This window comes from Rossellomorea sp. NPDC077527 (genome assembly GCF_044542955.1).
Lineage (GTDB): Bacteria > Bacillota > Bacilli > Bacillales > Bacillaceae_B > Rossellomorea > Rossellomorea aquimaris_E.
In genome coordinates this window covers 470677-492403 of the sequence record NZ_JBITVL010000001.1, presented here as the reverse complement: position 1 = coordinate 492403, position 21727 = coordinate 470677, and the positions used below count along the sequence as shown (strand labels likewise).

Below are 21727 nucleotides of genomic sequence, written 5' to 3'. Positions count from 1 at the left end.
AGATAGAATGTGTCCCTCACCACAGGATATGAGCCAGTTTTGACCATTTATGAGCCGGAATAAAAATATATGAGCCCGTTTGAAAATATATGGGCCGGAATTTTGATATATGAGCCGTTTTTTCATTATATGAGCTGTTTGTCGAAACATGTAGTTGCATTCGCTTATAATCTTATGATAATCGTTTATTCTCCACCTCCACTTTTTCACGAAGATGAGAGATAAACGGTTCTGGATCCTCCATATAAACCAACGCCTTCTTCACCACTTTTTTCTGTCCGAAATACCCTCTCGCATTAATCGGTTCCTTGAAGATGATCTCATACCTCAATTCATCAATCATCCCGAATACACGTGTGAATACTCTCGGCAGCATAGCCACATGAAACACATGTTTCTCATGGATGATGCCGCCACTTTTGGCATATCGTGTCCTTGCCGGCTGTATGGCTGCGACATCTTCTATGTGAAACCGGAGTGACCTCCTCACGCCGACGTTCATGAGGACTTGATTATCTTTGAATTGAATCGGTAAGTTGCGGACAAGGTTATAGTCCCCGAGCATATAAAGGATACTGTAGACATGCAGTACGACGAGGATATCCGCTCGGAGTGGATCCACATCTTTTAAATAGTAATGAAAAGCGAACGCTTCGATAACCTGTTCATGGAGAAGGGCAATAAAGAGCCAGAAATAGTTGGAGCCTTTATGGTAGGCATACGTTCCTTCGGTCGGCTTTACCTTCCACCTGAAAAGGGCATAGTAGAAAATCTGAGCTTCTTTCTTCAGGATGGTGATGAATGGATTTACCTCCATGTCTCCTCTTCTAAATTTCACAAAGAGGATGATGGCACCGATGTCAGCTAGAATGATCAGAATAACGAGTGAGATGATTAGTTGAGTGTCCACGACCTTCCTCCTTTACGTGAGTGACTTCATATGAAACTATCTACATTAACCATTTTTATCCTATTATGTATTACCTTAAATGTAAGGGATCCCATACACGATGCACAGGACTATTTACTTTATTTTCTAATTAAATGATTAACTGTGACGAAATTGTTAATAATTGGTTGATACGTTGACAAGTGGACATATTTTCACTTACAAAAAAAAGAACCACAGAATCTGTCCCTGTGGCTCTTCTCTATTAAAATCCAAACCTCTCTTTTACTTCCTCACTCGCATCAGGAAGCTCCATCCCCTTTTTCCAAATCAGCGTTTTGTCCTTCGCCGTTCCGAAATAGATCGCTTTGATCTTCTGCCCCCGGGTATTTTCCTGATCAGGAACATCGATAAAATCATACCCTTTTTCAAGGGCAAATGGCTGCTGTGCTTCTTCCTTCATAACCGGACGCTTCGCCGTAATGTAGAAGTTCCCGTCATCGTCCATGCTGTACTTCAATGTATTCACACTGTATCCATCATCGATATTCAAGTGATACATAATTTTGCCGTCTTCCGTTTCACTGACATCACTGATTTCCACTTTGTCTGCCGGTACACTTGTAATCTGCCATCGAAATAAACCGACATAGACGAGAAGTAGAAACGTAATAGACAGGGCAGAGATAAAGATACCTTTCATAAACGATTTCTTCTTTCCCGCTCTCCACGTGGATGCCATTCCTTTAATCACACGTTCATCCGCCGTTGCATCCATTTCCTTTTTTTCCGGGATGGGAAGATCCGCTTTCATCCGCTCCCACTTCATCTTGCACTGTTCGCACTGGGCAAGATGCTCTTCTACCATCTTCCTGCTTTCTTCACTGCATACGTCATCCACGTAAAGTGGCAATACATCTTCAATGATCTGACATGGTACGTCACGCATCCTCACTCCCCCTTTACTGCATCCTGAATTTTTTGTTTGGCACGATGAAACGTGACTCTTGCCCAGCTTTCCGTTTTCCCGAACAGCTCGCTGATTTCCCGGAAGGATAGTTCCCCGAAGATCCGCAGGGTGAACACTTCCTTGTACGGCTCCGCTAAGGCATGCAGGGCTTGATGAACACGGAATGCCTCTTCTTTTCGTTCCATGAGCTCTTCGATGACGATGTCGCCAGAGCGGTCCGTCATCTCTTCCGGAGCATACCGCTTTTGCTTGGAGTGATGGGTGAAGTAAGTATTCTTGGCGATCTGGCACAACCACACACTCATCTTGCACTGACCCTGAAACCGTTCCATGCTCTTCAATGCTTTGAAAAACGTCTCCTGCGTGATCTCTTCCGCCAGCTTCTCATCCCGGCTCAAGGAGAGTACAAACGCGTACAGTTCCCGAAAGTACTGCTCATAGATTCTCTCAAACTCTATCACCCGCCTGCCTCCTTTCCTATGTAAGACTAAGCTTGTGTGATTTTGTTACAAAAAAAATTCGGGACAGAGGGACAGGTCCCTTGTCCCACCACCTCAAAAAAAGCACCAACGGACCTGTCCCCCCGGCTACCCATGTGCTATAGTATCCTAGTATTCAACGAGAATGGAGTGATGATATGAATACGACAGCGAAAGAAATGACATTGATTATTATTGGCTCCTTATTCTTCGCCCTCGGGGTCAATTTGTTTGCGATCCCGAATGAGCTTGGGGAAGGCGGCGTGACGGGGATCTCCATGACCCTTTATTATGTATGGGGATGGTCGCCGGGTATCACCAACTTCGTCATGAACGGCATCCTGCTCGCCATCGGGTATAAGGTATTAAATAAACGGGTGACATGGTACACCATGCTCGCCATCTTCTTTACGTCCCTCTTCATTCATTTGACAGAAGGAATGGGGCATTCCGTCGACATCATGCTCGGCACCGTTTTTGCCGGTGTGTTCATCGGGCTCGGGCTCGGCCTTGTGCTTCGTTCAGGTGGTACGACGGGCGGTTCGACCATCATTGCCCGCATGCTCAATCAGCATTTTGGCTGGGCCGTCAGCACGACGATGTTCGTGTTCGATATCCTTGTAGTACTTGGTTCTTCGTTCGTCATTGGAATCGAGAACACGATGTACACCGGGATCTCCATTTATATTAGCACGAAAATCCTCGATTATTTGATCGATGGTTTCGATACACGAAAGGCGGTCACGATCATTTCACTGGATACCGATGCCATCGCGCAGAAAGTGAGTGCCGAAATGGACCGCGGGGTGACCGTCATCAATGCAAGAGGACATTATTCCAAGGAATCGAAGGATATTCTGTATGTGGTTATCAATAAGCAGGAACTCTTCCTACTGAAAAAAATGATTCAGCAGATCGATGAGAAAGCATTCGTCGTCGTTCACGATGTGCGGGATGTATTTGGGGAAGGATTTACGTTTCCGAAGACGTAAGAAGCAGGGGATGTCCCGTGGTCGGATTGCCGTACCGCGGGATGTCTTTTTTTTAGTATAATTTGAACTCGATTCGTTCTAAGAAGCTATTTCACTGGTTTAACCACCTGTCCATGACCCTCTCCTTTTATTTATGATCAGCTTCTAGTATCATTTTATCTAGATTTATGGGGAAACTCTATTTTCATAGATATGATCTCTATATCGAATATCTCGCCCTCCCCCATTATGTAGTCCACAGGACCTGTCCCCTTGGCACATCCACATTTTCAATCCTTCCATTTACACCTTTTTAACAAAAAATGAGTCTAACCTCCCCTTCTGAAGAGGAAATCTTTACAATAACCCTCAGGATACTGGGAGTTTTTTATGATAGATTAATAGTTGCCCGGCCAGGCTAGTACATATTAGGAGGATCATCACATGAAGAAAACCGGACTACTTACATTATCTTTAGCTTTATCCATGACATTCTTACCGAATGCGACAAGTGCATCGACTGAGACAGCGATCACCGATTCCCAAGGGAACACGGTGGAAATCGGACATGTGCTGCCGAAAGCGAAAACAAAAAGGAAGCAGACATTTGACGTCCCCTCCCGCGTTGAGAGCAATACGACCGCGGATGTTTTGAATGAAAAAGGGAAGAAAATCAAGGAGAAATCCATTAAAAAGTCGAAGGAAAAAGATCCATCCTCTGAAGAATTATTCGGCTTGTTCGACTGGCTTGGAGGAGGCGGTACCGGAACTGGAACCGAGGAGCCGGCAGCGACAACAGACCGCACCGTTACAGTACTCGTAGCCGTGGATGAAGAATACCGCGCGGCGCATCCTGATTGGCAGACGCTGACGACGAATATCGTTGAGAAAGCGGATGACGGCTTCACGCGTGATCACGGCATTGATTTTGAAATTAAAGCCTTTGCACAATGGGACTCTAACGGAAACAGCGCCTCTGAAATCTTGCAGGATCTTGACCGCGACTTTAACGGAAACGGCTATGATTTCGTGGCAGGCTTCACACGTGATGTGAACTTCAATTCAGGCGGTATCGCATACGTGTACCCTTCTGCACCTAACGGAAGTGCCATCAGTGTCAACCTTGATCAAGGAGCCGAGAACACATGGCATGCGGCACAGCACGAATTCTCCCACAACTACGGTGCGGGTCATGACGCTCAGGGCAGTGGAATACAGTGTATTATGAACTATGATTATTCGTATCAAGTAGACTATTGGGATCAAGAGCACGACAACGAAATCGAAGCGCATAAAACGTGGTTCGGAAACTAATGATTGAACCTCCTCATAAAGTTTGTGAGGGGGTTTTTATTTATCAAAAAAAAAGCGATCTTCCACCATGCTGAAGATCGCTTTTCATATCCGTGCTTGTACCATCACTATTCAGGCGCAAACAACACCGTCTTAGTACTACCCATTGATAATGTATTCCCGTTGTTGTTGAAAAAGTAGTTGGAGGCCCCATCGACAAACAAGTCCCCAGTCCAAATAATGTGATCGAAATCACTATTGAATATACCTGCCGGAGGAAGATCACTTCCCACCTCAGGGATCGTGACGTTGCCCCCGAACAATGTGGCGTTAATATGATTATAGGCGGCAACAGCTATGACTCCGTCTGCCCGGGATTCGACCATCCGCTGAATCCTTAACCCGTCATGAATCATCCGGTTGATCCGGGTACTGTAGAGGTACGCGTTCACATCCCTCATGTTGCCGGCCTGCTGGATGTCTCCGACTACCCTGGCATTTAATAGTTGAAATTCAACAGCGGTAGCCGGATCGACCTCGTTCACATTTTGAAAGGTGATATCCCCACTTATGATGGCTCCATCTGTGTAATTGGAATTCGTGCTGACAGAGGTTCCATTGTTGATCGTACCCACCACTGTCACAGGACTGGCCACAAATTCCGGTCCCTGGGACGTGTACGCCTGTTCAGCTGCAATACTGGTCTCAATGGTAATGCTTCTCGGAACCGCTGAAGCAAAATCGGCCAGAGTCGAATCACCTAGTTGCCACGGTCCCACGCCGAGCATTTGAACATGTCGTGCAGGAGGAATGACCACATCTTCGTTAAAGGCAGAGTTTGCGGCGATAAGAACAATAACCCTCGCCCTCATCCCGGTTGCAACAGCCTCTGCACTATTCGTTCCGGCATCAACGGCTGCCTGGAGGGACGTGTACGGATCCGATGGAGTCCCATCTCCCGGGCCCGGCGCATTGGAATCTGCCCATATCACCAGTTCCCCCCATTCAAATACACCTGATCCTTCGGGTCCCTGTGGTCCTGTTTCACCCTGTGGCCCCTGCGGCCCTTGTGGACCCTCACTTTGATAAGGAAAAAAGTCACAACTCTCGGGAGGAAGTAAGCCTGCACTTTTATTTAAGCTTCCTCCTTTTCTTAGCTTCGGCAATAAATTGTAATCGTTAAATTTTTTCATCGTTTTCACCTCTATCCTATTCTATTCAGCAGAGGGATAGAGGCATGGACCATTCCATTAGTACAGGACAAAATTCCATGGTATTTTTCAAATAAAGCCTATTTTTTCAAAGGTTGTTGGATCTCATTGGTTTTTTCAGTTCCGATCTCCTTTATAAGTATGGACACGGTGGACTTCAAGTCTCCAGCCGAACTCCTCCCCCGCTTCCACTTGGACCGATGGATGCAGGGACGCTACCCGGATCGCTTCTTCCAAGTTCACCGCTTCAAGAATGAACACACTGCCGATCTTTTCTCCGTCCTCTTGTGAAGCTGTCACCTTCACCTGCCCACTGTTTCTCCTTACCTGTTTCTCACCTTGTTCCACGCCCACGTCCAGCAACACTTGACCCGTCTTGTAAAATGTATCAAGATGTGGTCCACATTCTGACATGACTGTCTCGATCACTCCCTTTGGTTTTGCATCCATCTTCTGCGCATTATAATAGCCGATACATAGGAATTTCATAGAATTCTCTCCTTTTCTATTCCTTTTCTTCTCCTCATACCATTCGACGCCCTGTGCCGGTGACCCTCTATTAAAAAGACGGATCTGCTTTTACCAATAAGCATATCCGTCTTTATTAACACCTCACATACTTCCTCTTAAACCCGATCCGTCCCTTCTCCACCTGCTTTTCAATATCATCAGCAGCCTTCAGGACACTGTTCTTCTTTCCTTCCCGCACCATTTCAACCGGTCCGATTTCCTTTGCTGTCTGGAGGGCTCTTTCATGAAGGGGAACATAGGATACCCCTACGGTCGTGACGAAGTTATTCATCGCGGATTTCGTCCGTTCCGGTGCATCATGGATGGTGTCTTTCACTTTCTGGAGCATATGGTCAAGCTTTGTTTCGGAAAATTCTTCGTCCTTCCGACTTCCGAGGAGCCAGCAGTAGCAGCTCCATCCTGCTGACATTTTCAGCTCTTCCCCGCTTGCGATCCACTGATCGGCCACTTCTTGAGCGATATCGGCTTCTGAGAGTGTCACCGCCACTACGTAGTCCGATAGCATGTAGAAGTAGGCACCTTCGATCCAGCGTTCGAAGTCTGCTTTTGTCATCTCTTTCGGATCGGCGATGATGCCGGCAAAGTACATGGCATCGTAATTCCCTGTAGCATACAGTTCTTCTGCGAGCGCCTGATCTTTCTTGATTTTCTTCGCTATCCGCTTCATGGCACCCGTCGCGACGCCAAACACCGGCTCATGGGCACCATTTGATATGTACATTTTCTTCGATCGTTCCTTCCCGAGGGCTTCGAGCTCCCCCATCACCGTTTCCAGATCCATCCTATCCACTTCCTTTATTTAATCCTTCTTATTTATGTATTCTCTCTCCATTCTACTGTCCCTTCTATTTTATAGAAAGTTTACCCGGTTGTTTTTTTCCTATTTTTCACGAACGCAATCAGAAGAAGGAGGATCGGAAAGATGACAAGAAGAGGCAAATGGACGACATACATGGCTACCTTCATTCCTTCATGGATATGCTCCTGAAAATTACTCGCAATCGACATCGAGATAAATAGAACGATCAGCCCTAGGGGATAAGCCAATCTAGAAGGCGATTGAACCTTGAATAAGCTGGAGGTCCCGATGACGGCCGCGTAAAACAAAATACTGATCTTAAAGAAAATACCGATGACTAAACCAAGCATGAAAAAGACATCCAGCCGTTCCAGAAAATCGGCTACCTGGATCGTCTGAACCGTACTGAGCAGGGGAAATTGGGAACGTGCCGTCAAATCCACACCAAGGACACTGATATTAATGAGCATCGTCAGAATCAAATTGATTCCACTTAATCCTGTTGCACACATCATCGTCAACTTCGCCTTCTTTGGATTATTCAAGTACGGCAAAATCATCGTGAAAACAATAACTTCTGTAAACGGGAAATATAAGGTTTGAGTAAGGGCGACTTTCAGGACAGGCATAAGCCCTTCTTCAAGTACCGGTTGCAAGTTGCTGAAATCGATCAGACCGGAAACGACGATCAAAATAAATCCAACGACCGAAAGGCTAAACATGAACATAAACAGCAGCTCTCCTGATCGTCCGATGACCTCGATCCCTTTTCGAACCATATAGATGATGACAAGCATTAACAGGGCATTGGCAATGAATAAAGGCGTTTCCGGATAGGCTGAAGATAATAACATTTCACCAAAGTCGCGCAGAACCCTTGAAGCATCATACATGAAGTAAAAAATATACAGGAGCGCAAGGATCGTTCCTGCTACTTTCCCCAGGATCTTCTGCACGTACTCTGTCGGCAATAGGTCTGGGTAATACCAATACAGTTTATGATAGACGAGCAATAGAACTAAACTGACGACCATTCCGATCAGGATCGCCAGCCACGCGTCTTTTTTGGCATCTATGGCAAGAGGGACGAGTAAAGCACTCCCCATTTCAAATAAAACCATCAAGACAAAGAGCTGAATACTGCTGATTTTTGCCTTTTCCACTTTACTGGTCCCTCCTTTCTCTTACTCTTCGTCCAAGCTCGAAAGAAACGATTTATTTCTGAGGCCGGCACGACGAATGTACGCTTCCACTTTTACATCCACTTTTAATTCCGGAAAATACACATCGTTCCACATCGGCTTCAGCTTCTGCCAATCATCCCGTGCAGAACGCCGGATAACATCATCAAAGCCAAAGACATCGGCTTTGTTTGCCTGAGCTTGTTCAATGGCTTGCTTGATTTCCCCTTTGATCTTTTTCTCCAACTTTTTTTCCATCTTCGAAATGATCTTTACATCCGTGATATCAAGAGGCACATTCATTTCCCCTATGCTTCCTTCCACCCTCGTATGAACGGAAATATGAGGCTGACCATATTTCATTTGCCCGGACACGGTTGTTTTCTGGCGGATCGTTTGATAGGCGATAGCCTCTTTATGCTCTTTCCAATCAATGTTGATGTCTGTACCCTGGATTTCATCCTTAATCCATACCGTTCCTCTCGCCGTTTGGCCGTACGCCCAGTCCACTAGTTTTCCTTTTTTCAAAATGGCGATGCCACTGGCTTCGAGTGTGGATTCCGGCTCACTTTCCTGAATATTGTCCAACTGGCTGGCTCGCTTCGGATCTCCTACAAGACGAAACCCCGATACCACCGTAGCCCCATCGGATGATTGCAATCCCTTCATCACGTCCTGAATTGACGTCTTCAAGCTATGACCCCATTTCTTTTGGGAGAATTCCAATGCTTTTAGAATTTTATTGGCTGGAATTTTATCAATCGGGGTTAACGTTCTAAGCAGATCTTCTGCGGTAGAAGAATTCGCAATCACCATGGTCGTCGTGATCCGAAATTCATGATCTCGGTCGATGGCATCGATGATTTTCGCTACACCTTCTTCTCTGGCAAGATTCTCTCCCACCACCACGAGATTCGCGTGGGCATAATATAACCTGCGGGAAATTTTGCCCGAGGCACGCCTGCTTGCTTCCACTAGATTATCCCCGGTTGCCGAATAGATGGAAACGGGCGGACTTTGTGAACCATGCATCCCCCCGGCGACGTTCCCGGGATTGATGATTTGCAGGGTCATGGCATATTTTCCATCTTCTGTTTTATCCACCCCCATCGCGGATACGATGGCAAGGTCGGTCAGTTCTTTCTTACTCCAACAGCCCGAAAGCAAAACAGTCACGGTCATCATGATGAAGAAAATCATCCCTTTACTACGACCCATTGCTGCCACCCTCCTTCCGACCCCGGTTGACCATTTTACGGGATGCAGGCGTCTTCGGACCTTGCTGCGTCCCTTGCCTTGTTGTATTCGCACTCATTAACCGTGGTCGTTGTCTTAACGTCCACCACGGTAATCGTACAAAGGTATCTTTATTATTGACGGGGATGAATGGAGCAAGCGGCGCCATATAGGGCACACCAAAGGAACGCAGACTGGACAAATGAACGACCATCATCAGGAAGATCAAGATGATACCGTAGAAACCAAATGTGGCAGCCCCAATCATGAACAAAAACCTGATCAAACGGGCAGAAATTGCCATGTCAAACGATGGGGTCGCAAAGCTTGCAATCGCCGTCATCGATACGATGATGACCATCGCCGGTGACACAATGCTCGCTTGAACCGCCGCCTGCCCAATAACAAGTGCCCCTACAATCGATACGGCGGATCCAATCGCTTTCGGCAATCGAATCCCTGCTTCCCGCAGGATCTCAAACGTGATTTCCATCAGGAGGGCTTCCACGAATGCAGGGAAGGGGACGGACTCCCTCTGAGCGGCGATGGCGACAATGAGCGTCGTCGGCACCATTTCCTGATGAAAGGTGGTGACGGCCACAAAGGTCGCAGGGGCAATCAGTGAAATCGCAAACATCAGTATCCGTAACAGACGGATCGACGTCGCAATATCGAAGCGGGCATAATAATCCTCCGCCGACTGAAAGAACTGAATAAACACAGCAGGGGCAATCAGCACAAATGGACTTCCATCCACAAATATGGCGACACGTCCCTCAAACAGATTCCCTGCAACAACATCAGGCCGTTCCGTATTAAAAATAGTCGGAAACGGGGTCATCGTTTGATCTTCTATCAACTGTTCGATATAGCCTGATTCCAATATGCTGTCGATATCAATCTTGTTTAACCGCTCACGAACCTCTTTGACCACTTGATCATTCGCAATGCCATGTATGTACATCAGGTTCACATCTGTCTTCGTGACGCGCCCCACCTTGAAGGACTCCATCCATAAATCAGGGGACTTGATGATGCGGCGTACCATGGCGGTATTGGTCGCGATCGTCTCTGTAAAGGCCCCTTTCGGACCGCGGACCACCATTTGAGTGGTCGATTCTGAAATGGACCTCGTTTCCCCGCCTTTCGTGCATGCACGTAAAGCCTTTGAAATTCCATCGATCAGAACAACGGTGTCCCCTTCCATTAAGTAATGAAACAGATCCACCCATGTATCAAAAGATGACACGTGTCCAACGGTCATCATGTTATCTGAAATCACTTCCAATGCATCGTGCTCGTTCAGTGTTTCTTTATGCTCATCTTTCATCATCGATTGCAGCAAGAACTCTTGAATGAATTGATCGTCCACAATTCCTTCAATATAAACGATCGCCGCTTGAATGGTGGACTTCTCCCCCATTTTCACATGACGAATGACAACATCTGAACTATTTCCTGTTTTCTGTTTGATGAACTCAAGATTAGCGGATAAGGACTCCTGTATATGGTCTTCAGAGTGCCCGGATGCTGGCTCAGAATCCGGCTGTTGGTTCTTCTTTGGTTTCCTACCTTTAAAGAACGAAGGCATAAGTGATAGCACCCTTCTTCTACTTTTTTTATTACTTTAACCATATCCGGGGTTTCTATGTAATTTTTAACAAAAGGAAGAGAAGTATGAACCACCCACTAAGAGAAGAACCTAATAGCAGGAGTGTGATCGGCATGAAAATCATGGGCATTACCTTTTTAATGATGGGATGTTTAACGGCGTTTTCCATGGGTCTCGACCTTCTACAGGGATATGATGTTTCGAAAGCATGGCAAAATGCCTTCAGTCCCTTTCGAGTGATGGAATTAGCCGAGTTGTTCGTGCTCTATTTACTACTTTTCCTTTTTTTCACGGGGATTGGGTATGATTTTTATAAAAAGAAGAAAGCAAACACAAAAAGATGAGCTGCACACAGCTCATCTAAAATGGAATTTCCAAGATATTCGTTTTCGCCCCATCCTTTGCCGAGTAGAAAAACAACTCAAGTTTCATTTCATTTTTGGTGACCAAGTCATTTTTAAACGTAAGGGTAAATTCACCCCAGGCAGGTGCCCCTTCAGTTTGGTAGTGATCCTCTGCCAACACGATTTCTCCATTATAAAGAGCGTATTGAAAAACCCCCTCAAATACTCTGGCCTTCCCTGTTACAATGATTTCATCTTCAGATTGAGTGACGACTACCTCTTTAAAGGAATCATTTGCATAAGCGACTGGATTTTCTTCTATGACGTCTTTGGTCCCCACTGGTTTCCCCTTTCCAGGTGGTTGTAGATTACAAGCAGCCAGGCTAACAGCTACAGCTAAAATCAAAACCCATCCCTTCATCATTCCGCCCCCTTTTTATGTTATAAAACACACTTATACAGGACATTTTATAAGGAGTACTACTTAACTAGTATTCCATTCCATATACAATCATGCTCTTCCGGCCAGGCTCAACGCGTCTAAAAATCTCGATTTGTTAACACCATGTTAAAATTCACCATCCTTGGAAGCTTCACGCTTTCAATAAACATTCTAATCTTTTATAATGATAATTAAGAATTATTATAATTATCACACTATTTATGTGGTAGTTGCTTTGTCCATCATTTTAAAACAGGAAGGTGAATCGTAATGGAAAACCAAAATCGCCCTGATCAAAAGGATCACTCAGCAGCATCTGGAGAATGTCCTTTCACTCATCACAAGGACAGTGCCATCACGACGACGACAGCTCCTGGAGGTACGACGAACAAACACTGGTGGCCGAACATGCTCAACCTCAGCATTCTTCGCCAGCACGACCGGAAATCCAACCCGATGGGAGAAGACTTCGATTACAAGGAAGAATTCGCAAAGCTTGATTACGATGCCCTGAAGCAGGATCTTCACAATCTGATGACAGACAGTCAGGATTGGTGGCCGGCCGATTATGGTCACTACGGTCCATTCTTCATCCGTATGTCATGGCACGCGGCAGGTACATACCGTGAAACGGACGGACGCGGAGGTGGTTCGTCAGGTTCACAGCGCTTTGCACCATTAAACAGCTGGCCGGATAACGTCAACCTGGACAAAGCCCGCCGCCTGTTATGGCCGATCAAGCAAAAGTATGGGAACAAAATCTCCTGGGCGGACCTTCTCGTCTTTACAGGTAACGTCGCCCTTGAATCCATGGGCTTGAAGACATTCGGATTCGGAGCTGGACGCGAAGACATCTGGCATCCTGAAGAAGATGTGTATTGGGGAAATGAAAAAGAGTGGCTCGCCGACAACCGTTATTCAGGTGACCGCGAGCTTGAAAATCCATTAGCAGCCGTCCAGATGGGACTTATCTACGTCAATCCGGAAGGCCCGAACGGAGAGCCGGATCCACTAGGAAGTGCCCGTGATATCCGCGACACGTTCGGACGCATGGGGATGAACGACTATGAAACCGTCGCCCTTGTCGCAGGCGGTCACACATTCGGTAAATCACACGGAGCCGGAGACGCTTCCCTTGTCGGCGAAGATCCGGAAGCGGCAGATATCGAAAATCAAGGATTTGGCTGGATCAGCTCATACGGAAGCGGAAAAGGCCGCGACACGATTTCAAGTGGTGTCGATGGTGCCTGGACAACGAACCCGACGAAATGGGACAACGGCTACTTTGACCTTCTATTCGGATACGAGTGGGAGAAAACAAAGAGCGCAGCTGGTGCATCCCAATGGGCTCCGGTCGGCATGACGGAAGAACATATGGCGCCGGATGCTGAAGATCCATCCATCAAAGTGAAAACGATGATGACAACGGCGGATATGGCGCTCCGTATGGACCCGGATTATGAAAAAATCTCCCGTCACTTCCACGAGAATCCGGACGAATTCGCAGACGCCTTCTCACGCGCCTGGTTCAAGCTTCTTCACCGTGACATGGGGCCGAAAGCAAGATACTGGGGTCCAGAAGTTCCGGATGAAGAATTAATCTGGCAAGACCCCGTTCCAGCCGTGGACTACGATCTATCAGATAGTGAAGTAGCTTCATTGAAAGAAAAGATCTTAGATACTGGCTTAACGGTTAGTGAGCTCGTAAAAACAGCCTGGGCATCCGCCGTTACCTATCGCGGTTCCGACATGCGCGGAGGCGCAAACGGGGCACGCATCCGCTTAGCTCCTCAGAAAGATTGGGAAGCGAACGAACCGGCTCAGCTTGAAAAAGTCCTGGGTGTGTTCGAAGATCTTCAAAGCAAGCTTGATAAAAAAGTCAGCCTAGCGGACTTGATCGTATTAGGCGGAAACGCGGGGATTGAAAAAGCCGCTCGTGATGCTGGCTTCGACGTAACCGTACCGTTCTCACCTGGCCGCGGTGACGCCACTGCCGAACAGACCGACGTCGAGAACTTCGGTGTACTGGAGCCGGTATCAGACGGATTCCGTAACTATCAGAAACAGGAATTCGCCGTCAGCCCGGAAGAAATGCTGGTGGATAAATCACAGCTTCTTGGTTTGACTGCACCGGAAATGACCGTCCTCATCGGAGGCATGCGTTCCCTTGGCGCCAACCACGGCGACTCGAAGCACGGTGTCTTCACAGACCGGGTCGGTACATTAAACAACGACTTCTTCGTGAACCTGTTGGATATGGGCATTGAGTGGAAACCAACCGGATTCAATGAATACGAAGGCCGCGACCGCAAGACGGGTGAAGTCGTGAGAACGGCTACACGCTTTGACCTTGTTTTCGGTTCGAATTCTGTTTTACGTGCCCTTGCGGAAGTATATGCACAGGATGATAATCAAGAGAAATTCGCCCGTGATTTTGTTGCCGCGTGGGTGAAAGTGATGGATGCGGATCGGTTTGATTTGAGATAGTGAGTGTCACGCCTTGTCCTGTGGGATGAGGCGTGTTTTTTCTTTTATAGTAGTTTGGATTTTGTTACCATTATCTTACAAACACGTAGTAAGGGGGAAATCCATGAAGAAGAAATTATTCTTCACCCTTCTCTTTTTATTGCTCAGCTCCTGTATAGGATATTTGTTTACACTTTCATCCATGTCGATGGCCCATAAAATCAAATCTCATTTTTCAGTCGAAGAGAAAGTCATGGAATCAGACGCTCCCCCTGTCAATGTAAATTCAAATTCGAAGTGGGAGGAATGGAATGGAGAACTACCTAAATGGAGAGTTTTGTATAGAATCATAGGTGGCCCCGATCTAGTAGCAGACTTCCGAAACAAAGGTGGATCACGTAAGAAAGCTGCCATTGGAGCCATAGTACTGGTGCTCCTATTACTTTATTTCTTAGCTAAAAGACGCAAAAAGCATCGGGATGAGTCACAGGAAAATGTCATGGAGCAACGCACCCCTTTACCTAAAACGGATGTGTATGAGGAGGATATTCCAGAACCACTGTCGTTTCAAGATTTGGATGAGGTCAGGGTCTTACTCATAAAATGGGAGCAGCGTTTATCCGCTTCTCAAAAGAAACGGCATCACGAAACACTATCTGAATGGTTTAAGAGAATCGAAGGACCAACCGAGATCATTCCCATTTATGATAAAGTCAGGTATGGTCTGCTGAGGAGTTCAAAAGAGGAATATCAATTTGTAAAAGAGCAATTTTTTTCAATCAAAGTCCCCCCTATCCGTTGATGAGAGGGGCTTTTTAGTTAGATTAAAGAAAATTCGACACGGAGGATTAATTATTGTATTTTTGGATTAATAAATGAGAATTCAGGATGAATACATTCATTTGAGGATTAATAATCAGGAAACCGGTTTAAAAAAAGTCAAAACCCGTTTAATTCCTCTGCGAAGACCGTACTCATCAAGAATGACACTTCAAATCCAGCCATCTGAGACCCTTTCAAGATACCACTCCAGCTAAAACAGACCATCCAAAGACCTTCCCCTCCAAAAGCAGACAAAATAACGCCATCCGGATCCTTTTTCATCCCACCACCTCTTCCCCACAAATCCATTGACAAATCCCCCTTCCTCCATTATTATCAACAAATCGAACAGACGGATGAAGGAACACTCATACCATCCCTTAAAGGACGTGACCATACATGATTAGGACCACATTTTATCGAAAAGTATTCGAATTGAACGGACATCCCGTCATCGCAAATGGACTACGACGATTCGCTCAATCAAAAGTGAGCAAACCGTTCATCGCCTCTTTTGCCAAACTCTATAAGCTGAATATGGACGAAGCCACACGGGGACTCCGTGACTATGGCACCCTTCATGATATTTTCACACGGGAATTAAAGCCTGGTGCGCGACCGGTCGCCGATTCCCCCGATGCTTTCGTCAGTCCGTGCGACGGATATCTTTCTGTCGTCGACGATTTGACCCCGGAGAGCACGTTTATGGTCAAAGGTCAGGATTATACGGTGGAAGAACTATTGGGATCTAAAGAGAAAGCAGCACCCTACGCGGGCGGACAGGTTCTCATCTTCTACTTGAGCCCGACTGATTACCACCGCGTTCATGTACCGATCGATGGGAAAGTGGAGGAAGTCTACACGCTCGGGAAACACGCAGATCCCGTGAACGAGCTCGGACTGCAGCACGGTCTCCGTCCCCTAACCCGGAATTATCGACTTGTCTCCCGGTTCGATGTGGCAGGATCTCCTCTTGCCCACGTCATGGTCGGGGCACTGAATGTGAACTCGATCGTGCGGACGAATGAAGCGGACACCGTTCATCGCGGTGATTCGTATGGGTACTTCTCATTTGGCTCTACGGTCGTCATCTGTGTTCCTAAAGGGAAGTTCATCTTCACCCGGGAAAAAGGCCCGGTGAGGATGGGTGAGGAAATTGGAAAGTGGCATTCATAGACGAAAAGGCGCATGCCCCCATTAAGGAGCATGCGCCTTCTCTATGTTATTGGGCATCACGCCCCTATACTTTCTCTTTCTTCTTCAATCTGCTCCTCATTCTGCTTCTCCAGCTTATACACCAACACCCCGCCAATCAACAGGACAATCCCGAGAAGTTTCTCCCAGGACAATGAAGACGGTTCAAACCCGAACCAGCCTCCTGTGTTGACCATGAACGCGATGGTGATTTGTGAAATAAGCGCAATGGAAATCGCATACGCCGGTCCGATCAGCGTGACTCCCCTCATGAGAAAGAACACGATTCCGACACCGAACACTCCGCTAAAAAGAAACACGGGATTCACACCGCTGAAGTCCAAGAGACTTTTATCTTCCATTGTATAGAAAACCGGCAGGGAACACACGAGGCCGAGTCCGAGGACAAGACTCGTGGTCGCCCATGGGCCTGTTTTTTCACTGACACGGGCGTTGAATACGTTTTGCAGACTGATCAGGATGCCTGCTATGATGGCTAATCCGATTCCGAACATATGAGTTCCTCCTTATTCGTAGATGTTTCCTTTTCCAAGGATGCTGAGTTGCGCAAGGTCCTTAATGGTGATGGAGCCGTTTACCCGTTCGATGAGACCGTCCGTTGCCATCTTCTTCAGCACCCGGTTCAGGTGGCGGTAGCTTGTGCCGATCCATTCGGCAAGCTCCATGAGATTGGACGTATGCATTTCCTGATGAAACATGGTCCCTTCGCCTGCTTCGGAAATGGATAGCAAGTAGCTTGCGAGCCTTACTTCGACGGGATACAGCATATGCATGCTTGTGATACTCATTTCGGTATAAAACTTGTGGGCCACGGTATCAAACAGAAAGCGCATGATCGCCGGGTTCTCTTTCTCTAGCCTTGCCAAATCGGTAAAACCTACTGACAGGAACACCCCGTCCGTAACGGCTTCCACCGAATTAAGAACCGCAGTGCCTTTTGAATATTCCACATCCCCAATCAGGGCAAGGGGCCGTTTGAATCGGTTGATTAACAGCTTTCCTTCCGGTGAATGGGTGAAGATCTTAATTTTCCCTTCCATGAGAAAATACAGTTCGTCGAGCTCTTCTCCTGTGGAAAATAAAACGTCTCCTTTTTCAAAAGAGTACATGTTGATCTTTTTTCTGAAATCAGCTGGAAATAAATCGTCCAGCTCAAACTGTGTAATATAGCGGTCTGGTTGAGCACCTTGGATTTCTTTCATCATCAGACTCCTTTTCTACAATTGAAACAGAATGACTCCTGCAAGCATCATCGTGAGTCCGACAACCTGCCTCGTTGTTACAGGGATCTTCTTTTCACCGAACCATCCCCTTGATTCAATGAGGAAGGCCGTTCCGATCTGTGCGACGAGCAAGATTGCGATCGCCGCTGCCGGCCCGATACTGTGGATCGCCGTCAGTTCCGAGAACACCACGATCACTCCGAACGTGCCACCGATCAAATACAGGAACGGCACCTGCCTGAAACTCTTTCCTTTACCATCCCTGACTTTCATATATATGGTCATCGATATAATAAACGCCACCAGGTGGACCATCGAAGTCGTATGCCACCCGCCGATCGCGTCACTCATCCGTGCATTGAAGATCCCCTGCATCGTGATGCAAAGTCCTCCTAACAGAGCAAATAAAGCACCTTTCATCGTTCATCCTCCTATTCTTTGTTCTATTTAATAGGAGGTTGGGGTTTTGTGAAAGGACATATGTCCTAAGGGTGCGCAGATGGGGGATTGGGTATGCGTTTACATATGATATTTCTTGCCTCTTTCTCATTTATCAGCGAAATTTTCGATATATCAGCGAAATCCCCATTTTATCAGCGATTTCAAATTTACTAAGTCATCCCTCTCTCGCAGTCAACCCCTATGGTAAAATATAACAAGGAGGGGATGCATTTGAAAAGAGTGTTGGTGTTTATCACAGACGGCTTCGCCGATTGGGAAGCAAGTTACGTCACGGCGGAGTTGAACAAATCGTGGACGGGCTATCAGGTTCAAACGATTGCCATCGATAAGGAGCCTAAGGTTTCCATGGGAGGATTGAAGGTTCTTCCCGATTACAGCTTGGAGGATGCGCCATCGGACTTCAGCATGTTGATCATGCCAGGCGGAACCACATGGCGCGAAGAAAAGAATCAACAGGTAAAGAAGATTGTACAGGATTGCTTCGAAAAAAACATCCCAGTCGCGGCCATTTGTGATGCCACGACATTCCTTGGCATACACGGATTCCTCGATCACCATAAGCATACGGGAAATTCTCTTCCTTATTTAAAAGAGGGAGCGCCTCAATATCGCGGCGAGGAACACTACATTGCCAAACCATCGGTACGCGACAATGGGCTGATCACGGCGAATGGAACCGCAGCACTCGAATTTTCAAGAAACATTTTACTGGAATTGAATGTGTGTGAGGAGAAAGACATTCAAGGATGGTATGAACTCTTTAAAATCGGGTCCGTCCAGGAATAGAAGAAAGAGCCAGGATACCCTGGCTCTTTTTCAATAAAAGCCCGCGGGACATGTACCTTGGATTCCTTTCACCATTTCAACTATCGTAAGAATGACTTACACCCCTTCAGCGCATACTATCCTATTGACACTACCAAAAGGGTGAGCGTAATGAATCAGAACTTAGCAGAAAGAGTCTCAGGCCTTCTTGCATCCTTCGGGGAAAGCTCGGATGTTAAATCCCGGTATTTAAAGCTACCCGGCGGTCACCTTTCAGCCTGCCTGCTTTACATAGAAAACATTGTGGATACGATGTCCATTCAGGAACATATTATCGAACCTTTGCTGCAAAAATCAGTGCCTGAGAAAGAGGAGTTTTCCTTCCCTTTTCTAATCCAAGAGGTCCTTCAGGTTAGAGATATAGAGATCGTTCAAGACACGAGCAAGGTCATTGAAAAGCTGGTGAATGGTGCCACTGTCATCCTTTTTGAAGGCGAAGCGGACGTTCTCTCTGCAGATACATCAAAATGGATGGAACGGTCCCTCTCCAATCCTAAGGGACAACGCACTGTCCAGGGGCCGGATGTCGGCTTTACCGAGAGCCGAAGCGGGAATGTAGCCCTTATTCGGAAATACATCAAAAATCCGACGCTAAAGGTTGACACCCAAACTTACGGGAAGATCACCAATACGTCCGTCACGCTTGTTTACCTGGAGAACAAGGTCGATTCCGAGATTTTATCCAGCATTAAAGAGAAGCTAAACGAGATGCCGTATGATTCTGTCATCGGTTCGAATTATATTACCGAGTATTTGACAAAAGAGTCAAAATCGCTTTTTCCCTTGGTCTTGAACTCTGACAGGCCGGATGTGGCAGCAGCGGAAATCCTTGAGGGTCGGGTGTGCATCGTCGTAGATGGAACCCCGTTCGTTCTAATTGCGCCGGCTGTTCTTATTCAGTTCTTCCAATCGCCAGATGATTATTACTTAAACAGCGAAGCCACCAAATACGTACGGCCATTACGATTTATTTTCTTCTGGTTATCGCTCTATATCCCTGCCTTGTATGTGGCATTCACAACCTTTCATAAAGGTCTTCTGCCGGTAAATTTATTGGTGGGTTTCACGGCACAGCAGCAGTCCGTCCCGTTTCCCACCGTTTTTGAAACACTTCTTGTATTAAGTCTGACCGATGCCATCTATGAAGGCTCGAGCCGTCTACCACAGAATCTTGTCATCACCATCTCTCTGTTTGGTGCCATCGTTTTCGGCCAGGCATCCGTGGAAGCACAGCTCGTACAGCCCATCACTCTGGTGATCATCAGTATTTCGTTCATCTATTCTAGCATCATCCCAATTGCCTCCATGAATTATTCCGTTAGGATTCTTAAAATCAGTTTGATCTTGATTGGAGCTTTGCTTGGATTATACGGAATTGCCTTATTCACATTAATGTTATTGGTTCATCTCTGCTACCTGAGATCATTCTCGGTCCCGTACCTTGCACCGATCTCACCCTTTACACGACGGGATTTGCAAAAGGATGTCTTCATCCGTAAGCCAATACCTGAAATTAACCAGTCCATTCCCGCATTTCATAAAGAGGAACAAATGGAAGATCAGTCGAAAAAGGAGAATGACTCGTGAATTTATCCAAATTGCGTCTCATCACCATTTTGTTCATCCTGTTGGGATCGATTATTGTGGGATATATAAAGAATAGCCAATTAAATGAAGTCGAACTGGTGTCTGGCCTCGGGATTGATCAATTGGATGACCAGTATGTCGTTACCCTGCAGGTTTTCAACCCTTCGGCCAACCAGAAGAATTCAGTGGATCCGACAGGCGGATTCACCTACACCCAAAAAGGCAAAACCATACCGGAAGCCATCGAAAAAATCAAGAAAGAAACGTTGAAAGAGCCGATTCTCGATACTCTACAAGTGGTTACCTTGAGCGAAAGACTTGTAAAACAGGAAGGCTTGAATGAAACATTGGATTTTCTCGTCCGCAATCCCAGGGTTCCGGCGAGCATTAACACTATCATTGTCAAAAATGATCGTCCCGAATTATTTTTAACATTGTTCACCCCCCAGGAGAAACTGACCGCCTTATATACGAATACGATGCTGAAAAATTCGAAAGAAGTCTGGGGAAATCTAGTGAACTCTTCATCGGAACGGATCCTAAGTTATTTAACAGACCATACGTCGGATATCATCATCCCTTATGTGGAGATTCACGGCGATATCGATAAAGGCATGACCAAGGGGAATATAGAGGAGTTTTCCCCAGCCGCCCATATTTCTCTTGAAGGGTTTGCCACATTTAAAGGAGAGAAGATGTCTTCCTACTTAACCAATGAAGAAAGCAATACGTTGGCTCTTATGAAAGGAATAGACCAGGTCGTAAATATATCTGCTCCATGTCCGGATTCAGATGATGAATTCACGATGAATACAATTTCCACTTCCTCCTCCCTGAAAGCAGAAACCCAGCCGGTCTCATTCCGCTTAAAAGTGCTGGTCAAAGGAAATCTCGAGCAAATCGGGTGCGGGAAGGATCTGACAAAGCTCTCACTTAACAAAACACTGGAGTCTCAATTGGAGAAAAAAATCAAGGCTGATATCGATTCTGTCATCAAAAAGGCACAGGAAGAAGGCACAGACGTACTTGGACTGAAAGATGCCCTTTACCGTCAGGAGCCGAAGATTTGGGCAAAAAAGCGGAACGAGCAAGATTTTCTATCGAATGTAAGTGTGGACACCAGTGTCAATGTCGAATTCATTCGATTCGGCCATATTAAACAATAATAC

The 21727-nt window shown here is 46.4% G+C and carries 23 protein-coding genes; 9 read left to right on the top strand and 14 right to left on the bottom strand.

What is annotated here, in order from left to right:
• Nucleotides 1–172 precede the first annotated feature (172 nt).
• From ACIGG7_RS02465 to ACIGG7_RS02455, 3 genes are all read right to left on the bottom strand, one after another.
• Nucleotides 173–910, bottom strand: coding sequence for a hypothetical protein (locus ACIGG7_RS02465; RefSeq protein WP_397548654.1), 738 nt, complete (start codon nucleotides 908–910; stop codon nucleotides 173–175).
• A 244-nt stretch (nucleotides 911–1154) separates the two neighbouring features.
• Complete coding sequence (locus ACIGG7_RS02460) at nucleotides 1155–1838, bottom strand: zf-HC2 domain-containing protein (RefSeq protein ID WP_397548653.1); 684 nt, start codon at nucleotides 1836–1838, stop codon at nucleotides 1155–1157.
• Nucleotides 1839–1840: 2 nt separating this feature from the next.
• Nucleotides 1841–2320 (bottom strand): RNA polymerase sigma factor, encoded by a 480-nt coding sequence (locus ACIGG7_RS02455; protein WP_397548652.1) that lies wholly within the window; start codon nucleotides 2318–2320, stop codon nucleotides 1841–1843.
• Between the two features lie 176 nt (nucleotides 2321–2496).
• Here ACIGG7_RS02455 and ACIGG7_RS02450 point away from each other — a divergent pair, with 176 nt between their 5' ends.
• Nucleotides 2497–3330, top strand: coding sequence for a YitT family protein (locus ACIGG7_RS02450; RefSeq protein ID WP_397548651.1), 834 nt, complete (start codon nucleotides 2497–2499; stop codon nucleotides 3328–3330).
• 423 nt (nucleotides 3331–3753) lie between these two features.
• Nucleotides 3754–4623, top strand: coding sequence for a zinc-dependent metalloprotease (locus ACIGG7_RS02445; protein ID WP_397548650.1), 870 nt, complete (start codon nucleotides 3754–3756; stop codon nucleotides 4621–4623).
• A gap of 107 nt (nucleotides 4624–4730) precedes the next feature.
• Here the strand turns inward: ACIGG7_RS02445 and ACIGG7_RS02440 are convergent, their stop codons facing one another.
• The 6 genes from ACIGG7_RS02440 to ACIGG7_RS02415 all read right to left on the bottom strand — a co-directional run bounded on the left by ACIGG7_RS02440 (nucleotide 4731) and on the right by ACIGG7_RS02415 (nucleotide 11151).
• Nucleotides 4731–5795, bottom strand: a complete 1065-nt coding sequence (locus ACIGG7_RS02440) for a pectinesterase (protein WP_397548649.1) — start codon at nucleotides 5793–5795, stop codon at nucleotides 4731–4733.
• 135 nt (nucleotides 5796–5930) lie between these two features.
• Nucleotides 5931–6302 (bottom strand): YciI family protein, encoded by a 372-nt coding sequence (locus ACIGG7_RS02435; protein ID WP_397548648.1) that lies wholly within the window; start codon nucleotides 6300–6302, stop codon nucleotides 5931–5933.
• 115 nt (nucleotides 6303–6417) lie between these two features.
• Nucleotides 6418–7125: a DNA alkylation repair protein gene (locus tag ACIGG7_RS02430; protein WP_397548647.1), complete on the bottom strand. Its 708-nt coding sequence runs from the start codon at nucleotides 7123–7125 to the stop codon at nucleotides 6418–6420.
• A gap of 80 nt (nucleotides 7126–7205) precedes the next feature.
• Nucleotides 7206–8306, bottom strand: coding sequence for a GerAB/ArcD/ProY family transporter (locus ACIGG7_RS02425; RefSeq protein ID WP_397548646.1), 1101 nt, complete (start codon nucleotides 8304–8306; stop codon nucleotides 7206–7208).
• A 21-nt stretch (nucleotides 8307–8327) separates the two neighbouring features.
• Nucleotides 8328–9542: a Ger(x)C family spore germination protein gene (locus ACIGG7_RS02420; protein WP_397548645.1), complete on the bottom strand. Its 1215-nt coding sequence runs from the start codon at nucleotides 9540–9542 to the stop codon at nucleotides 8328–8330.
• Nucleotides 9532–11151, bottom strand: a complete 1620-nt coding sequence (locus tag ACIGG7_RS02415; protein WP_397548644.1) for a spore germination protein — start codon at nucleotides 11149–11151, stop codon at nucleotides 9532–9534. The genes ACIGG7_RS02420 and ACIGG7_RS02415 overlap by 11 nt, the downstream gene beginning before the upstream one ends.
• Nucleotides 11152–11237: 86 nt before the next feature.
• Here ACIGG7_RS02415 and ACIGG7_RS02410 point away from each other — a divergent pair, with 86 nt between their 5' ends.
• The gene (locus tag ACIGG7_RS02410) at nucleotides 11238–11516 is read left to right on the top strand and encodes a YczF family membrane protein (protein WP_397548643.1); all 279 of its coding nucleotides are present in this window, start codon (nucleotides 11238–11240) and stop codon (nucleotides 11514–11516) included.
• 16 nt (nucleotides 11517–11532) lie between these two features.
• Here ACIGG7_RS02410 and ACIGG7_RS02405 read toward each other — a convergent pair whose 3' ends face one another.
• On the bottom strand, nucleotides 11533–11940 hold the full coding sequence (locus ACIGG7_RS02405; protein WP_397548642.1) for a Gmad2 immunoglobulin-like domain-containing protein: 408 nt from the start codon (nucleotides 11938–11940) through the stop codon (nucleotides 11533–11535).
• A 288-nt stretch (nucleotides 11941–12228) separates the two neighbouring features.
• Between ACIGG7_RS02405 and katG the strand changes: the two genes are divergently transcribed.
• Together katG and ACIGG7_RS02395 are read left to right on the top strand one after the other, a co-directional pair.
• Nucleotides 12229–14445, top strand: a complete 2217-nt coding sequence (gene katG / locus ACIGG7_RS02400; protein WP_397548641.1) for a catalase/peroxidase HPI — start codon at nucleotides 12229–12231, stop codon at nucleotides 14443–14445.
• A gap of 103 nt (nucleotides 14446–14548) precedes the next feature.
• Complete coding sequence (locus tag ACIGG7_RS02395; protein ID WP_397548640.1) at nucleotides 14549–15226, top strand: hypothetical protein; 678 nt, start codon at nucleotides 14549–14551, stop codon at nucleotides 15224–15226.
• 137 nt (nucleotides 15227–15363) lie between these two features.
• Here ACIGG7_RS02395 and ACIGG7_RS02390 read toward each other — a convergent pair whose 3' ends face one another.
• Entirely contained in the window at nucleotides 15364–15555 is a 192-nt protein-coding gene (locus ACIGG7_RS02390) for a hypothetical protein (protein WP_397548639.1), read from the bottom strand.
• A 90-nt stretch (nucleotides 15556–15645) separates the two neighbouring features.
• On the opposite strand from ACIGG7_RS02390, the gene ACIGG7_RS02385 reads away from it, so the two are divergent.
• Nucleotides 15646–16422 carry a phosphatidylserine decarboxylase gene (locus tag ACIGG7_RS02385; RefSeq protein WP_397548638.1) on the top strand — a complete coding sequence of 259 codons (777 nt, stop codon included), beginning with the start codon at nucleotides 15646–15648 and terminating at the stop codon, nucleotides 16420–16422.
• A 56-nt stretch (nucleotides 16423–16478) separates the two neighbouring features.
• On the opposite strand, the gene ACIGG7_RS02380 is transcribed toward ACIGG7_RS02385, so the two are convergent.
• The 3 genes from ACIGG7_RS02380 to ACIGG7_RS02370 are packed head-to-tail and all read right to left on the bottom strand — an operon-like array spanning nucleotide 16479 to nucleotide 18104.
• Nucleotides 16479–16955, bottom strand: a complete 477-nt coding sequence (locus tag ACIGG7_RS02380; protein WP_397548637.1) for a DMT family transporter — start codon at nucleotides 16953–16955, stop codon at nucleotides 16479–16481.
• A 12-nt stretch (nucleotides 16956–16967) separates the two neighbouring features.
• The gene (locus tag ACIGG7_RS02375; protein WP_397548636.1) at nucleotides 16968–17666 is read right to left on the bottom strand and encodes a Crp/Fnr family transcriptional regulator; all 699 of its coding nucleotides are present in this window, start codon (nucleotides 17664–17666) and stop codon (nucleotides 16968–16970) included.
• Between the two features lie 12 nt (nucleotides 17667–17678).
• Complete coding sequence (locus ACIGG7_RS02370; RefSeq protein WP_397548635.1) at nucleotides 17679–18104, bottom strand: DMT family transporter; 426 nt, start codon at nucleotides 18102–18104, stop codon at nucleotides 17679–17681.
• Between the two features lie 252 nt (nucleotides 18105–18356).
• Here ACIGG7_RS02370 and ACIGG7_RS02365 point away from each other — a divergent pair, with 252 nt between their 5' ends.
• The 3 genes from ACIGG7_RS02365 (at nucleotide 18357) to ACIGG7_RS02355 (ending at nucleotide 21724) form a co-directional block, all read left to right on the top strand.
• Nucleotides 18357–18932 carry a type 1 glutamine amidotransferase family protein gene (locus ACIGG7_RS02365; protein ID WP_397548634.1) on the top strand — a complete coding sequence of 192 codons (576 nt, stop codon included), beginning with the start codon at nucleotides 18357–18359 and terminating at the stop codon, nucleotides 18930–18932.
• Between the two features lie 150 nt (nucleotides 18933–19082).
• A complete protein-coding gene (locus tag ACIGG7_RS02360) occupies nucleotides 19083–20558 on the top strand; it encodes a spore germination protein (protein ID WP_397548633.1) in 1476 nt (491 codons plus the stop codon).
• The gene (locus ACIGG7_RS02355; RefSeq protein WP_397548632.1) at nucleotides 20555–21724 is read left to right on the top strand and encodes a Ger(x)C family spore germination protein; all 1170 of its coding nucleotides are present in this window, start codon (nucleotides 20555–20557) and stop codon (nucleotides 21722–21724) included. Before ACIGG7_RS02360 ends, ACIGG7_RS02355 begins: the two co-directional genes overlap by 4 nt.
• Nucleotides 21725–21727 lie beyond the last annotated feature (3 nt).

Excerpts from the sequence above, each read along its gene's own strand:
- ACIGG7_RS02460 (WP_397548653.1), bottom strand. The coding sequence starts at position 1,838 with ATGCGTGACGTACCATGTCAGATCATTGAAGATGTATTGCCACTTTAC.
- ACIGG7_RS02450 (WP_397548651.1), top strand. The coding sequence starts at position 2,497 with ATGAATACGACAGCGAAAGAAATGACATTGATTATTATTGGCTCCTTA.
- ACIGG7_RS02445 (WP_397548650.1), top strand. The coding sequence starts at position 3,754 with ATGAAGAAAACCGGACTACTTACATTATCTTTAGCTTTATCCATGACA.
- ACIGG7_RS02440 (WP_397548649.1), bottom strand. The coding sequence starts at position 5,795 with ATGAAAAAATTTAACGATTACAATTTATTGCCGAAGCTAAGAAAAGGA.
- ACIGG7_RS02435 (WP_397548648.1), bottom strand. The coding sequence starts at position 6,302 with ATGAAATTCCTATGTATCGGCTATTATAATGCGCAGAAGATGGATGCA.
- ACIGG7_RS02430 (WP_397548647.1), bottom strand. The coding sequence starts at position 7,125 with ATGGATCTGGAAACGGTGATGGGGGAGCTCGAAGCCCTCGGGAAGGAA.
- ACIGG7_RS02420 (WP_397548645.1), bottom strand. The coding sequence starts at position 9,542 with ATGGGTCGTAGTAAAGGGATGATTTTCTTCATCATGATGACCGTGACT.
- ACIGG7_RS02415 (WP_397548644.1), bottom strand. The coding sequence starts at position 11,151 with ATGCCTTCGTTCTTTAAAGGTAGGAAACCAAAGAAGAACCAACAGCCG.
- ACIGG7_RS02410 (WP_397548643.1), top strand. The coding sequence starts at position 11,238 with ATGAACCACCCACTAAGAGAAGAACCTAATAGCAGGAGTGTGATCGGC.
- ACIGG7_RS02405 (WP_397548642.1), bottom strand. The coding sequence starts at position 11,940 with ATGATGAAGGGATGGGTTTTGATTTTAGCTGTAGCTGTTAGCCTGGCT.
- katG (WP_397548641.1), top strand. The coding sequence starts at position 12,229 with ATGGAAAACCAAAATCGCCCTGATCAAAAGGATCACTCAGCAGCATCT.
- ACIGG7_RS02395 (WP_397548640.1), top strand. The coding sequence starts at position 14,549 with ATGAAGAAGAAATTATTCTTCACCCTTCTCTTTTTATTGCTCAGCTCC.
- ACIGG7_RS02390 (WP_397548639.1), bottom strand. The coding sequence starts at position 15,555 with ATGGATTTGTGGGGAAGAGGTGGTGGGATGAAAAAGGATCCGGATGGC.
- ACIGG7_RS02385 (WP_397548638.1), top strand. The coding sequence starts at position 15,646 with ATGATTAGGACCACATTTTATCGAAAAGTATTCGAATTGAACGGACAT.
- ACIGG7_RS02380 (WP_397548637.1), bottom strand. The coding sequence starts at position 16,955 with ATGTTCGGAATCGGATTAGCCATCATAGCAGGCATCCTGATCAGTCTG.
- ACIGG7_RS02375 (WP_397548636.1), bottom strand. The coding sequence starts at position 17,666 with ATGATGAAAGAAATCCAAGGTGCTCAACCAGACCGCTATATTACACAG.
- ACIGG7_RS02370 (WP_397548635.1), bottom strand. The coding sequence starts at position 18,104 with ATGAAAGGTGCTTTATTTGCTCTGTTAGGAGGACTTTGCATCACGATG.
- ACIGG7_RS02360 (WP_397548633.1), top strand. The coding sequence starts at position 19,083 with ATGAATCAGAACTTAGCAGAAAGAGTCTCAGGCCTTCTTGCATCCTTC.